The sequence below is a fragment of the Paucilactobacillus vaccinostercus DSM 20634 genome, from assembly GCF_001436295.1.
GTDB lineage: Bacteria > Bacillota > Bacilli > Lactobacillales > Lactobacillaceae > Paucilactobacillus > Paucilactobacillus vaccinostercus.
Window position 1 is genome coordinate 19,209 of sequence record NZ_AYYY01000011.1, and the last position, 13,839, is coordinate 33,047.

The window sequence follows — 13,839 nt, forward strand, 5'->3', positions numbered from 1 at the left end:
AGTTTAAAGCTCATATTAAGCGATTTAAGCGTCTTTGAAAAAATATGGTCAACTACCTTAAAAAGATTTTAAAATATAAAAGAGGGGGGCCTATGTTGCTTGAGGGAAAGCTCACACATGAGCCGTCCATCTTTTGCGCGAGCAATTTTGAAAAAATCCCAAATTGGAAACGAAATCGCATAGTATCAATGGTTACAGTCTAAAAAGGGTACCTAAAATCGCACCTAATTTTGGAAAAAGGAGGTGATTTAATTGGAAAAGCAAGATTTTAAAATTATAAAGAGTCATAAGGTGACCAAGATTGGTAAAAAACAAAATAGTGACGAGTTAAAGCCTATCCAGGTTACCCCACCGAATCATTTATCAGTAGCTGCTAAAACGCTCTACAAAAATTTGTATTCTGAAATTCAAAAAGCAGGATATTTGAAATACATTGATCAGGCTAATTTAGAAATGTACTGCACTACATACGATCTTTACTTGGAATGTGAAGATGCAATTGGAGAATACGGTGTTTGGCTTAAAGATGGAGATGGAAATCCAATTAAGCGTGCACCGCAAGCTATTCAATTAGATTCGTGTATCAAAAATTTAAAATCGTTAGGCTTTTCGCTGGGGTTGTCATTTGATTCTGGTTTACGCCAAATAACAATTAAAGAACCACCTGAAAAGCAGAGCAATAGTCCATTGGAGGAAGCAGAATTTGGTTCAGAAATTTGATTTTACGGGTGTTCAAAATATTAAAGAGTATATGAGCACATTTAAAACTGAATACGATGATATTTTGTCAAAATATAGTGATCCTGCTACAAAATATGCCTATCAAGTTATCTTTACAGATGAGTTCATGACCGGACGGGACACTCAACTGGCATGTGTGCGTCATTTAAATGATTTAAAGCGCATCGGTGATGAAGATTTTCCATATCATTATGACTTGAATATGGTTAACGCAATCGAATATTTCACACGTATGCTGCCAAACCCTGAAAAGCTACATGAAAAAATTAAACCACAATTATGGCAATCATTCATTTTAGATAGTTTGATTGGCTGGCGGAAGCCCAATAAAGGAACACGCTACACTACAGCTATTATTTCCATTGCGCGTGCACAAGGAAAAACTTGGATTGCATCAATGCTGATTAATTTTTATTATTTCGTCGTGTGTCGGCAAGCGTCTTCACAAGATTTGCTCATTGCTAGTTATGACAATGAGCATGCAACGAAACTCTTTAATGATGTGGCTATTCAAGCTAAAAAACTAGTCAAACTAGATGATTTTAAAGACTGGGTTAAAGAAAATGATGTGAGTGTGCAATCCTATCAAATCATTGGCCGTGAAAATAAAAACACAATTCGAAAAGGCTCATCACGGGGGGGTGGGTTTGACTCATTCCATAATGTGATCGCTGTGTATGACGAAATCGGTAATTTGAGACCAGCACTGAATGAAACCTTAAAGCAGATTTCAACTGGTCAAGGTGATATTAATAATCGCATGTTTGTTCAGATTTCAACGGCCTATCCCGACATTAAAGTTAAATTTAAAAATGATCAGGACGTTACGCGAACATTACTTGAGCAAGACTCTAAACGCGATGGTGACGAAACTTTCCAAGTGCTTTATTGTCAAGACAGTGAAGATGAAGTATTTGAGCCTGAGACATGGGCAAAGTCGAATCCCTTACTCGATGGATATCCGAAGAGAAAAGCGCAAACTTTGCTAGCATCCATGATTGAATCCAGGGATAAAGATGAACGTGAAGGGACACTGGAATCGTTTGTTAATAAGAATCTCAACTTGTGGTCACGCCGGTTTCAGAATAGTTTTCTATCGTTAAGTAATATTCAAAATAGTATCATTGATCGGTTTGATATTCGTGGTCACGATGTATTTATTGGCTTTGATGCGAGTCAAACAAACGATAATACATCATTTGGCTTTATGTTTCCGTATGTGGATGGGAACAAGCATAAATATTATGCCATGCAGTATAGTTTTATTCCGTTTGCTCAAGCCAAGAGTTTACAGGCTAAATCTAAGCAAGACGGATTGAATTATGAAGCATTGCAAAACAAAGGCATTTGTGAAATCACCGATTTGCCAAGTGGTGTCATTGACGAAGAACAAGTTTATCAATGGTTAGTGGAATTTGTTGAGAAAAATAATTTAAAAGTACAAAGAGTAGTCGCTGATCCTAATTTAGCCCGCTGGTTTGTGGCAAAAGTTGAAAATTATAATAAGGATTGGACTATTGCAACCGTTAGTCCAACATCTTATCAATTATCAGATTCAACGAAGTTTTTTCAAACTAGATTTATTAATGGCGATGTCAAAATCATTGATGACCCGCTACTAATTGACGGTTTAAACAATTCTGTTTTGGTTGAAGATCGGGGTGGTGCAATCAAAATTGATCGTCAAAATCGTACCAGTACGCATATTGATACGGCAGACGCGTTAATTAATGCCGCATACAATATCCGTGAGTATTTTGAAGACTATCATGATGAAAATTACAACCCACTCAATGATATGAGTTCGGATAACAAAAATAAATTCTGGGACGCGGTTTTCGGCGGATAGGAGGTGTTAATTATGGCAAAAAAATTTGTAGAACTAATCAAAAATTGGTTTACACCGATTTTATTTATCATGGGCATGGCGCTGGTTGCATACAGTGCCTTTTTATTTAATCTAATTTTGGGATATTTGGCATTGGGTATCATTTTAATTACCATTGCTTATCTCACTGAAAAGGAAATGGGGTGATTGAATGGGACTACTTACCCCCAAAAATTATCATAAACCGAAACTTACTAATATGGTTTACCCAAGCACCCCTGGATTATTGAGTTTTAATACCAGTGTGGGCGGAATTCCTGTTAGCTACGTTGATGCGGGTGGTGCGTTAAAAAACGTCAATATTTACAGTGTAATTAACCGCATTTCTAGTGATATTGCATCAGCTCATTTTAAAACTGAAAATACAGCTGCTTTAAACCGACTAGAGAGGCCATCTAACCTCATTAGCCGGTTTTCATTTTGGCAGGGTGTTTTAATACAGCTGTGCTTGTCAGGTAATGATTATATTCCACTTTCATCAACGAATCTCGAACATGTGCCACCGTCTGATGTGCAAATTAATTATTTACCGGGTAACACGGGTATTACGTATACGGTAATGGAAAACAATAACCGTCCCGAGATGAAAATTAGCCAAGATAAAATGTTACATTTTCGGCTGATGCCGGATCCTGAATATCGTTATTTAATTGGTCGATCACCACTAGAAAGCTTGCAAACGTCGTTGACGATTGATCAGAAGACGACTGATAGCAATTTGAACACGTTAAATAATCAGATTAATTCAGCCGGCAAACTGAAAGTATCCAATTACAACAGTGATAATCCTAATGACTTAGAGCAAGCACGAGAATCTTTTGAGAAAGCTAACGGTGGCGACAATTCTGGCCGTTTGATGGTGCTTCCTGATTTTTTAGACTACGAAGCCTATGAAATGAAAACGGATGTGTTCAAGGCATTAAATGAAAATGCTTCATACTCCGCTGATCGAATTGCGACGGCGTTTGGAGTGCCAAGTGACATGTTAGGTGGTGGATCATCTACTGAAAGTCAGCATAGCAATAGCGAGCAAATTAAGGCCTTGTATTTGTCAAATCTAAATACATACGTGGGGCCGATTATTGATGAGCTAAGGCTAAAATTTAATGCTCCTGACTTGGAACTAGACATTAAGAGCATGTTAGATGTTGATGATTCAACACTAATTAAGCAGATGAATCAACTGTCTCAGTTTGACGCTTTGTCACCAGAACAAATTCAGTTTGTCTTAAAACGAGAAGGTTATCTACCGGATAATTTTCCCAAATATGTAGCACCAGAAAAAAATAATTCATAGTGAAAGGAGGTGAGAACAATATGGTTACAATCCCAGTTAAAGGTATGGTTACCAATGATGATGATGCACCGATTTATCGTGACTTTCTAGGAATGACCGTTGTTTCACCTCAAGATGTGCTCGACAGTTTGCCAGACGACGGGTCTCCAGTAACGTTAGATATTGCTTCAAATGGTGGTGAAGTTGATCCAGCTACGGAAATTTACACAGCTTTAAAAAACTATTCGGGTGATGTTACAGCACAAATTTCGGCTAACGCCTATTCAGCCGCAACTATTGTGGCGATGGGGGCTGGTAAGGTGCAAATATCGCCAGGCGCTAGAATGATGATCCACAATGCTGCTAGTGGTGCTGAGGGCAACTATCATGATATGGACCGTGCATCAAATATGCTACAAACAGTCAATCAAAGTATTGCGGCGATCTATGCTGATAAAACAGGTCGTCCAGTTGATGAGTTTTTAGGGTTGATGGATAAGGAATCGTGGTTATCCGCCCAAGATGCCATCGATTTAGGGTTAGTTGATGAAGTTATGAGTTTTGAACCCGTCACCAATTTAGCTAAGCCACCGTTAGTTAATCATCGTTCTATTATTAAAATTAAAGATTTAATTTCAGAAAACCAAAAATTGAAAAACACAACTAGTCAGATTAGTGAACACGAAAAACTCGTGCAAGCTAAGATGGCTATTTTTTATGGAAAGGATGACAATACCAATGAATAAAGAACAATTACAAGCATTATTTAACGAGGTTAGCGCTAAATGTTCAGACTTGAACGCACAACTAAGCGCAAAGCTACAAGATGATTCTGCTAAACCGGAGGATTTTACTAAGATTAAAGATGAATTGACGGCTAAGAAAGCACGCCGTGATGCAATTAATGATCAATTGAAGGAACTCGAAGCAGAAGAAAAAAATAAACCAACGAACAATAATGCAAAGCTAGCAGAACTAGGTAAAAATCTTACACCGACGAAGCCCCTGGATAAAGCGAAGAAGGCAATCAATGATTTCATTCATTCACGGGGCAAGGTAGTAGATGCTGCAAGCCAGCAGGTTACATCTACAGAAGCGGGCGTATTGATTCCGGAACAGATCATTTACGATCCCACCACCGAAATTAATTCCGTTGTGGATTTGTCGGCTTTGGTCACTAAAACGCCAGTTACTACGCCAAAAGGAACTTACCCAATCTTAAAACGTGCTACTGATCGGTTTAGTTCAGTTGCTGAACTAGCTGAAAACCCATCTTTAGCTGAACCCGAATTTACCGATGTTGATTGGTCAGTAAAAACTTATCGTGGTGCAATCCCACTCTCAGAAGAAGCAATTGCTGATTCACTAGTTGATTTGACTGCTTTAGTCGGTCAATCTATTCACGAAAAATCAGTAAATACTTATAATGCAATGATTGCTCCAGTCTTGCAAGCATTTACAGCTAAAACCACAACCACCGACACTCTGGTTGATAATTTGAAGCATATTTTAAACGTTGATCTTGATCCGGCTTACAGTAAGGCTCTTGTGGTGACTCAATCCCTATTCAATACACTAGACACTTTAAAGGACAAAAACGGTCGGTATCTATTACATGATGCTAGTGACTCAATTACTGATGGCACGGCTAAAGGAATGCTACTCGGCGTGCCAGTCTATGTAGTTGGCGACATGTTGCTAGGATCAGCTGCAGGTGATCAAAAGGCCTTTATTGGTGACTTAAAGCGAGGCGTGCTGTTTACTGATCGCCAACAAGTTACATTGGCATGGGACGAAAGTAAAATTTATGGCCGCTATCTTGGCGCAGCCTTCCGTTTTGGCGTAGAGCAAGCCGATTCCGCCGCAGGATATTTTGTAACTAATTCTGACACATCAACCGTAACTCCTGGAAAGTAACTGAACAAAATGTCGCCTAAGAAATAAACAGTAAGCGTAGCTGGCGGCTATGATTGGAGGCGATTGTTTGACTTATAATGCAGCAGTATCGGTAGCAGATATGCAGGCTTATTTGAACTTAGATAGCGATGAAGATGCAGATGTACTTCAATCATTAATTGACGTAGCCGAAACCGATATTCAAGGATCAATCGATGACAACATTGAATTAGAAAAATATCGAGAATACAAACTGTTTAATCAAGCCGTGAAAACATTAGTAGATTTCACTTACTATAACCGGGGGAATCTAGGCGAACAAAAAATCGCCTATCCGCCTAGTTATCAGTACATGATTAACGGCATTCGCTGGAAGATTAGAGGTGCTTATAGTGCAAATAGCAGTTCAGCGACTACGCAAAGTAGTTAGCTTTGGAACAGTAGACAGTGTTGAAAATGATAATACAGGCGATTATTACACTAAATTTGTGGCACAGTTCAGTAAGCACTATGCCGATTATCAGCGAACGCAAACGCAAAATTATCAAGTTAATGGGACTGATTTAGCCAATACCATCATCATTGCGATCCGGTCCACTGATAAAGTAGATAAAGCACTAAAAGCACAGTTTAAAAACTCAGAGGATGTTTATGATATCGTGGATATTTCTAAAGGTACCACCGGTAAGCCGATTGATTATGATTTAGTTACTTTGAAATTACAAAAAGGAGTGTAAATCATGGATCCGTTGCAAGATCAGTTAGACAAATGGTTTAAACAAATTGGCGACCGTGTTCCTTCAACAAAAGAATCGCAGACAATTACGGCGGCTGGGGCCGCAGTTTTGGCTAATAATTTGCAGAAAGTGACCCCTCGATCAGATCATAATGACAAAAAGTATGAGCATTTACGAGATGCCGTGACGTTTCAAGACACTGACATTGGCGGTCATAAGAATGGTAACAGCGTCGTGGGATTTGGTGAAAAAGCATACATTGCTAGATTCTTAAATGATGGTACGAAGAAAATGCCAGCCACTCATTTTGTTGATAATGCACGGAAAAGCTCGGAAGCAGAAATATTTGCCGCTGAAAAGGCAACTTATGATCGGTTAAAAGGGGGTGGTAACTAGTGGAACTGCCAGTGGTTCAAGCTAGTAATCTGATTAAATCAGCTAGTTATAGTTGGATCAACAATGTTTATCGCGGGTCTATTCCTGAAAGTGTAGTTGACGATACCGATAAAACAGACGTTCTCATTACGGAATACGTTAATGAACCAGCTTATTATGCTAATCAGACTTTTAAAGGCTGGCAAATTGGAGTAGAATTACAGATTTTTTACGCCAAAGATACGAATATTAATTTTCAAGATGTAGAAATAACAATTGCCAAGCTGTTTAACTTAGACGGTTGGCAAATTGAACAATCAAAAAATAGGATTAAAGACCCGGACACTAAGCAATGGTGCAAGGTCTTTTATTTTGTCAAAGATATTAAAGGAGGGCTTTAAATGCCAGTAGGAGTAAGTTTTAAAGACATTGCATGGGTTGAATTTGCAAATTTAGACGATAACGGCAAGATTATCACGGACGCTGTCAAAGGTCTATCAACAACAGGTATTTACCATGCCGATGGTGATGGTGAAGGTGCTACGACAGCTAATATCACTGGATTGGAAGAAAAAGGAACGCCTCAATACGCTAATGGGAAAACAAAGCGTATGGCACACGGTGCACAGACACCATCTTTAGCTCTAACAATGTTAGATATGGACGGTTCTGTCATGGCCAAAATGAAGGGCTATGTTTCCGATGGGAAGGGCGGTTATGTGCTATCAAGTACTAAGAAACCTCATGTAGCGATTATTGTAGCTTCTTATGATTTTGAAGGAAACCTATTTTACGACTGTTTTGCCAATGGTGAAATGATCGAAGTGGCTCATAATCATGGGACTAACACTAATTCCGAAGTCGACTACAACGGGACGTTTGAATATGACGCACTTGATCCACTTGGCTCAACCGTATTCGTTGATGATCAAGGTGTACAACGGCCGTACAAATATTATTACAGTGCGGATTCTGGTTTTGATGAAGCCGCTATGCGTGAGGAAGTTTTTGGCGGGTACGTGGCGCCAACTGGTACAACTGGATCAGGATCATAAGACTAATTAAACATAATTCAAGCCGCTTATGGCGGCTTTTTGTATACATAAAATTTAGGAGGAATTAGCAATGCCAAAAATTAATATCAATGCCAAAATGATTGGAATTGAAGAACCTATCGAAGTTTTTACATCTATCTATAATCACGATCTAGCCTCTAACATGGCTATTAAAATGAAAGAGGCCAACATCAGAAACCTTAAGTACAATCTAAAAATTGCTGAACAACAAGAATTGGCTGAACAAGCGGGTAAGGAAGATGGTCAAAAAGAACTATCAGAATTAGAAGAGCTTAAAATCCAACTAAAAAATGCTCAAAAATCGCTTGAAGAGGAAAAAGAAGATCAAGGCTTTACTGACACAGCTTTCGAATTTATTAAAGAAGTTTTAGGCTTGAATGCTAAACAGTTAAAAACTGCTCGAAAGAGTCTTGATGGGGAAGGTTTAGGAGCATTTACTTATTATTTGATTTCGCGAGTTAACGAAGGCCCCGACTATGATCCCCAAATTATTTTAGACGCCGAGATTGACGAGGACGAAGACCCAAAAAAAGGTTAGCACGCTATCGGCGTGAATTAGTAAAAGCTAAAAATGAGCGTGAAGATTTTCTCTATCTTAAACAGCATTTGTTGATGGAAGCGGGAATGCTGCCCAGTGAATTTGGGCAAGAGGATTTCTTTGAGCTTTTGGAACTGATGCAAGCTAAGCCACGTGAAGATCGGGTCATGTCATCAGGTGAGGCACACAGAAGGATGCGAGGAGGGTAACCAATGGGTAAAGTACAAGAAGAAATAGCAACGCGAATTAGTTTGGATAGTGTACAAGCCGTTGGCTCTCTAAAAGGACTTCAAAATGCCATTACGGGTGTTACTAGTGGGTGGAAAGCTCAAGAGATAGCACTGAAAAGTTCCGGAGACTACTTAGGTGCAGCTAAAGAAAAATACAATGGCCTGAGTAACGTTATCGATATCCAAAAGCAAAAAATTGCGGAATTAGAAACACGCCAGCGGGGACTAATCAATGTCAATCAAGAAACCGCTCGAACGTTTGAAAAATACAACGCTGAAATTTCCAAAGTTCGTCAAGAAATGTCTAGTTTAGACACATCGTTATCTGGAAATAAGCAAAAGTATGATGAACTAAATAATAAGTTAACTGAATTAAAGACAAAACGTACCGAAGAAACCAATATTACACAAAAAGATGCTGACGCTTATCTTAAATTAGAAAAACAGATTCAGTCATCCAATCGGCAACTGTCGTCTTATGAAGCTCAACAGAAGCGTGCTAGCGATGCCGTTAATTTACAAAAATCGGGTGTGCTTCAATTAAAAGAAGCAACGTCTATGGCAACTAAGGTTAACCAAGGCTATGTCGCTGTTTTGGAAGCCGAAGGTAAGACGTGGAGTGCACAAAAGGCTAAGCTAAACGGCCTAGTTGATGTTCACCAAAAGATGGATGCACAACTACAAGCTGAAAAAGGTCGCCTTAGTCAGCTCAAAAATGAATATGGTGAGACGTCATCTGAATATCAAAAACAGATTATTCGTGTTAATAGTTTAACTGCCGAATATAAAACTAACGAAACTCAAATTAAGAGTTTAAGTCATACAGTTGGTGGCATGACGACACAAGAAGTTAAAATGCGTGATGCTATGTCTGCCACCGCAGGCAAAGTAAAAAGCGGTTTCACCAGTATTAGATCAGCCGCTATTGGGGCTAGTATCGGTGTTGGAATTGTGGGGGCAGCAATGCTTTCAGGCGCTAAGAAAGCGTCTGAAATTCAAAGTGAGTATAAACTAATATCTAATAACTTAGTTACAAACGGCGAAAAGCAAGTTGAAGTAACGAAGAATGTTGCTAAAATGCAAAAAGACGGAGCAAAATATTCTGTTGAGTATGGTAAATCTCAAAAGAGTATTTCCGAGCAATACTTGGAGCTTGCAAAGCGAGGATATACTTCGACAGAAGCGCTAGGTGCTATGAAATCAATGCTTCAAGCAAGTATCGCGTCTGGAGACGATTTCAACGACGTTGTATCTGTTTCTGCTCAAACGATTGATTCCTTTGGAATGAGAACTGAGAATACCGCGAAGATGACTAAAAACTCTAAAAAAGTAGTTAATGAGTTGTCATATTCAGCCGATGAAACAGCTACTAGTTTTCAACAATTAGGAAAAGGCATGGAATACGTTGGTGATGTTTCTCATAACGCCGGATTCAAGCTGTCAGAAACTAGTGCGGCAATGGGGGAACTTAGTAATCACGGCCTTGAAGCAGATAAAGCCGGGACTGGTTTGCGAAAAGCCATTGTTAGTTTAGCTCAACCATCAGCTCAAGCAACAAGTGCTTTAAAGAGTATTGGTATCAGTTCGACCAATGTTTTCAAGGATGCAAACGGGAATTTTAAGAGCTTGTCTAGTATTATGGGAACCATTGAAAGCCACACCAAAAACTTAGGTAGTGCGCAACAGGCCGCCGTATTCAAGGCTATTTTTGGTGCTACTGGAATGACTGCGGCACAAATTCTTGCGACCAATAACAAGGAATTATCGGAGTTAACTGATAAGGTTCAAAAAGCTGGCGATAAAGGAACTTATGTACAGACATTAGCGCAAAAAAACGCTGAAACTGCACAACAATCAGAAGCACGTTTCAAGCAAGCATGGTCGAATCTAACCATTATGTTTGGTTCAAAAATGTTGCCATACATGACTGATGCTGCGAACAAGATGTCTAAAATGTTTGCAGATGAAGATTTTCAAAGGAGTATTAATAAAACTGCTACTGCAACTGCTAAGGTTGCCGGTGGCTTTTTAAAAATCGGTGAATTTGCGGCAGAACATATTGGAACAGTTAAAACGTTTGCTGAAATTCTTGGGGCTATGTGGGTCACTAATAAAGTGGCCACTTTTATTCGTTCAATGGAATCTTTGGGTGTAATTCAGTCAGCCGAAACAAAAGCGATTGTTGCACAAAATAAATTGATTAGCTTACAAACTAAAGAATACCAAGAATTAGCCGTCGCAAAAGAAGCAGCTGCTGATGTTGGTGGTACTTCTGTATCAGGAACCGCGGGAAAGGCTACAACGGCTAAAACCGGAGCAAGCGAAGCAACAAACGTTGTCGGTGATGTTGAAAAGACGGCTGGCAAGTCAAGTAGTAAATGGTCATTACTGGGCAAGTCACTTGGTACACGAATCGTCACAGGTGCTGGGCTTGCATTAACTGCTTGGGACGTTGGAAGTAGTGTTACTAAAGCTGTCACATCTGGCAAAGCCACCGCCAAGTATAAGGCGGTTGGAACGACCGCTGGTACTTTAATTGGTGGTGGTATTGGGTTTGCCTTTGGCGGACCAGTGGGTGCTGCTTGGGGCGCTGCTATTGGTGATCAGATCGGTAGTAGTAAAACTGCAAGCAACATTGTTGCTAAGCTTAGCCATGCTTTAAGTGGTAAATCAGTCACTGCTCCAAAAGTTAAGACGGAAAGCACCAAGAAAGCACTCAATGATCTACAAAAAACTTACAAATCTTATTACTCTAAGAAACAAAAACAAGATTTAGCAGATTTAAAAGAACTGCATAAGACAGGTAATATGACGGATGCAGAGTATGCTAAGCAAGTAGCTGCGGTTAAGAAGAAGGGCAGTGAACGCAATAGGTACGAAAAGCTGTCGGATGCTGATCAAAATGCAATTGCTAAATATTATGCGCAGCAAAAAGCCAGTTTAACTAACAAGTGGAATTCTACGGAAAGCAAAACACGTAAAAAATGGAATAACCAGATTGCGATTGATGAACAACGGTACGGCAAGGCTTCGTATCAAGTACAAAAGGATATTGCTAACAAGAAGGCGGCACTCAAAAGGGAAGAAAACAAGAAAGATGCGGCCCTTGATAAACTTAGGATTAAAAGCGCTACGCAGACAAGTGCTAAAGAAGCCAAATTACACACAACTTTAACTGGTAAGATTCAGAATGAATCTAATAAGCAATTGAAGATCATTAAGAAGTTGACTGATGAGAAGGGCAAGCTTTCCAACAAGCAGCTTCAAAGTGCGGTTAATGCGGCACAAAAAGAGTACGACAAAACCAAAACGCTAGCTAACAAAGAATACAGCGACAAATCGGCTGCCGCAAAGAAACAATATGAAAGTGTCACCAGTGCTGCAGATCGACAATATAAAGAAACCGTTGCTGCCGCGGACCGTCAATATAAAGGTAACAAAGGTTATGCCAAGCAACAACGAGAAAAAGTTACCCAAGAAGCACTCGATCAACTGAACAAGACGTACCAACATGCTTCGGATCAAGAAAAAAGCGTTACAGATAAGGCTGAAACACAACGCAAAAATGCTATTTCAAAGGCTGAAAATCAACGTGATCAAGTGAAAGGCGCGGCTAGAGAACAATCAAAAGGTGTCGTCACTCATGCAGTTAACCAGGCCAATAGCTCAATGGAAGCTAACAAGAAGCAAGGTGAAGGTACTGGAAGTATTTGGTCTAAGATTGCTGATTTCTTTAATAAGATTGCGAAGCCGTTTGGAGTAAAAACGATTGATGCAGGTAAGTCTGCTTATTCATATTCGCAAGCCACTATTGGTGCTTATTCAACTGGTGGTGCTATTACGCAAGCAAGTAAGGCGTTAGTTGGTGAAGCGGGAGTAGAAGCACGTTACAAGCCGTATTCTGGCCAAGTTGATTTCTTAGGTGTTAATGGTCCTGAATTTGTAGATGTCAGACCGGGTGAACAGATTTTAAATGCTAATGACACCAGAAAACTGATGAGCGGGCAATATAAAAATCATCTGCCTGGCTACGCCGATGGCACTTCTGATATTGACTCATTCATAAAAAGTGTTAGCAGTGGTGCTTCCAGTGTTTGGGATAAAATTAGTGATACTGCATCGGAAGCACTAGAAAAAATTACTGATCCGCTTAAAAGTCTAAAACAGATTGTAAGCAGCACATTCGACATTAACAGTGTTTCGGGTGTTGGATCAGAGCAACGCGGCCTTTCTGGTGGAATGACTGATAAGATTACTGACGGTGTTGCACAAGCCTTGAACAAACTCAAAAAAGCATTTGATGATTTGGGCGGCGGCGATGGGAACTCTAAAGCTGGAAAAATGAGCATGGGTGATTTTACATCAGTAGCGCACCATGCAGCATTATTGATGCACCAGTCGTTATCTGCCAGTGATATTGAGAGACTTTATTGGCAAGCAATGGTTGAATCGACGGTTAACCCTGCACAAGGCGGCGGTATTGATGATCACGATGGTACTGGGCGGCCAGTTGGATTAATGCAGTATAAGTTAAGCACTTGGAAATCGTGGGCAGTTAAGGGACATGCCAACATTCATAGTGCACTAGACCAAATTATGGCTGTTTTAAATGATTCTAACTGGCACAAGGATTTAGCGCCGTTAGGTAAGCGCCGTGGTTGGGGGCCAACAGGGCACAAACAGATGGCAACGGGTGGCTTAGTATCAACCAACCAAATGGTTGAGCTAGCAGAACACAATAAACCAGAATACGTTATTCCAACCGATCCCGCACAGCATTCACGGGCCAGCATGCTATTAAAAGAAGCGCGACAAGCCGTGGAGGGATCGTATGATTCAGGATTGGCACAAAAGGTTGAAGAATTGACGAATGTAGTCAATCAGATGGCACTGATGCTGAAAACCATCATTGGATTGAACGCTGATCAGATTATGGCTACTAAAGGAATTGGGACATTTGACCAGCAGAAAAATTACAAGCAACAAGCTCTTGATTTAAGCAAACAAAATTGGACGGGTATATAAAGGAGGGCGTTACAGATCGAGGCACAACTATATATTCAAGTGGGGCATGACCCTGAA

General features: G+C 39.9%; 13 protein-coding genes. All 13 read left to right on the plus strand.

Annotation, left to right across the window (positions count from 1 at the left end):
- Positions 1-252: 252 nt before the first annotated feature.
- The 13 genes from FC26_RS03160 to FC26_RS03215 all read left to right on the plus strand — a co-directional run bounded on the left by FC26_RS03160 (position 253) and on the right by FC26_RS03215 (position 13,782).
- Complete coding sequence (locus FC26_RS03160; RefSeq protein ID WP_057777765.1) at positions 253-720, plus strand: phage terminase small subunit P27 family; 468 nt, start codon at positions 253-255, stop codon at positions 718-720.
- Positions 721-751: 31 nt separating this feature from the next.
- Entirely contained in the window at positions 752-2,590 is a 1,839-nt protein-coding gene (locus tag FC26_RS03165; protein ID WP_057777853.1) for a terminase TerL endonuclease subunit, read from the plus strand.
- A 12-nt stretch (positions 2,591-2,602) separates the two neighbouring features.
- Positions 2,603-2,776 carry a DUF1056 family protein gene (locus tag FC26_RS12440; RefSeq protein ID WP_083483733.1) on the plus strand — a complete coding sequence of 58 codons (174 nt, stop codon included), beginning with the start codon at positions 2,603-2,605 and terminating at the stop codon, positions 2,774-2,776.
- Between the two features lie 4 nt (positions 2,777-2,780).
- Positions 2,781-3,926 carry a phage portal protein gene (locus FC26_RS03170; protein ID WP_057777766.1) on the plus strand — a complete coding sequence of 382 codons (1,146 nt, stop codon included), beginning with the start codon at positions 2,781-2,783 and terminating at the stop codon, positions 3,924-3,926.
- A gap of 20 nt (positions 3,927-3,946) precedes the next feature.
- Positions 3,947-4,651 (plus strand): head maturation protease, ClpP-related, encoded by a 705-nt coding sequence (locus FC26_RS03175; protein WP_057777767.1) that lies wholly within the window; start codon positions 3,947-3,949, stop codon positions 4,649-4,651.
- Positions 4,644-5,822, plus strand: coding sequence for a phage major capsid protein (locus FC26_RS03180; RefSeq protein ID WP_057777768.1), 1,179 nt, complete (start codon positions 4,644-4,646; stop codon positions 5,820-5,822). The genes FC26_RS03175 and FC26_RS03180 overlap by 8 nt, the downstream gene beginning before the upstream one ends.
- 67 nt (positions 5,823-5,889) lie before the next feature.
- Entirely contained in the window at positions 5,890-6,231 is a 342-nt protein-coding gene (locus FC26_RS03185; protein ID WP_420835217.1) for a head-tail connector protein, read from the plus strand.
- Entirely contained in the window at positions 6,194-6,538 is a 345-nt protein-coding gene (locus FC26_RS03190; RefSeq protein WP_057777770.1) for a phage head closure protein, read from the plus strand. The genes FC26_RS03185 and FC26_RS03190 overlap by 38 nt, the downstream gene beginning before the upstream one ends.
- 3 nt (positions 6,539-6,541) lie before the next feature.
- Positions 6,542-6,934 (plus strand): HK97-gp10 family putative phage morphogenesis protein, encoded by a 393-nt coding sequence (locus FC26_RS03195; protein WP_057777771.1) that lies wholly within the window; start codon positions 6,542-6,544, stop codon positions 6,932-6,934.
- Complete coding sequence (locus tag FC26_RS03200) at positions 6,934-7,314, plus strand: DUF806 family protein (protein WP_057777772.1); 381 nt, start codon at positions 6,934-6,936, stop codon at positions 7,312-7,314. The genes FC26_RS03195 and FC26_RS03200 overlap by 1 nt, the downstream gene beginning before the upstream one ends.
- A complete protein-coding gene (locus tag FC26_RS03205) occupies positions 7,315-7,968 on the plus strand; it encodes a phage tail protein (protein WP_057777773.1) in 654 nt (217 codons plus the stop codon).
- 70 nt (positions 7,969-8,038) lie between these two features.
- Positions 8,039-8,527, plus strand: coding sequence for a hypothetical protein (locus FC26_RS03210; protein WP_057777774.1), 489 nt, complete (start codon positions 8,039-8,041; stop codon positions 8,525-8,527).
- Positions 8,528-8,739: 212 nt separating this feature from the next.
- Positions 8,740-13,782 carry a phage tail tape measure protein gene (locus FC26_RS03215; RefSeq protein ID WP_057777775.1) on the plus strand — a complete coding sequence of 1,681 codons (5,043 nt, stop codon included), beginning with the start codon at positions 8,740-8,742 and terminating at the stop codon, positions 13,780-13,782.
- The last annotated feature ends 57 nt before the right edge of the window (positions 13,783-13,839 follow it).

Excerpts from the sequence above, each read along its gene's own strand:
- FC26_RS03215 (WP_057777775.1), top strand. The coding sequence starts at position 8,740 with ATGGGTAAAGTACAAGAAGAAATAGCAACGCGAATTAGTTTGGATAGT.
- FC26_RS03210 (WP_057777774.1), top strand. The coding sequence starts at position 8,039 with ATGCCAAAAATTAATATCAATGCCAAAATGATTGGAATTGAAGAACCT.
- FC26_RS03165 (WP_057777853.1), top strand. The coding sequence starts at position 752 with ATGAGCACATTTAAAACTGAATACGATGATATTTTGTCAAAATATAGT.
- FC26_RS03170 (WP_057777766.1), top strand. The coding sequence starts at position 2,781 with ATGGGACTACTTACCCCCAAAAATTATCATAAACCGAAACTTACTAAT.
- FC26_RS03205 (WP_057777773.1), top strand. The coding sequence starts at position 7,315 with ATGCCAGTAGGAGTAAGTTTTAAAGACATTGCATGGGTTGAATTTGCA.
- FC26_RS03195 (WP_057777771.1), top strand. The coding sequence starts at position 6,542 with ATGGATCCGTTGCAAGATCAGTTAGACAAATGGTTTAAACAAATTGGC.
- FC26_RS03175 (WP_057777767.1), top strand. The coding sequence starts at position 3,947 with ATGGTTACAATCCCAGTTAAAGGTATGGTTACCAATGATGATGATGCA.
- FC26_RS03180 (WP_057777768.1), top strand. The coding sequence starts at position 4,644 with ATGAATAAAGAACAATTACAAGCATTATTTAACGAGGTTAGCGCTAAA.
- FC26_RS12440 (WP_083483733.1), top strand. The coding sequence starts at position 2,603 with ATGGCAAAAAAATTTGTAGAACTAATCAAAAATTGGTTTACACCGATT.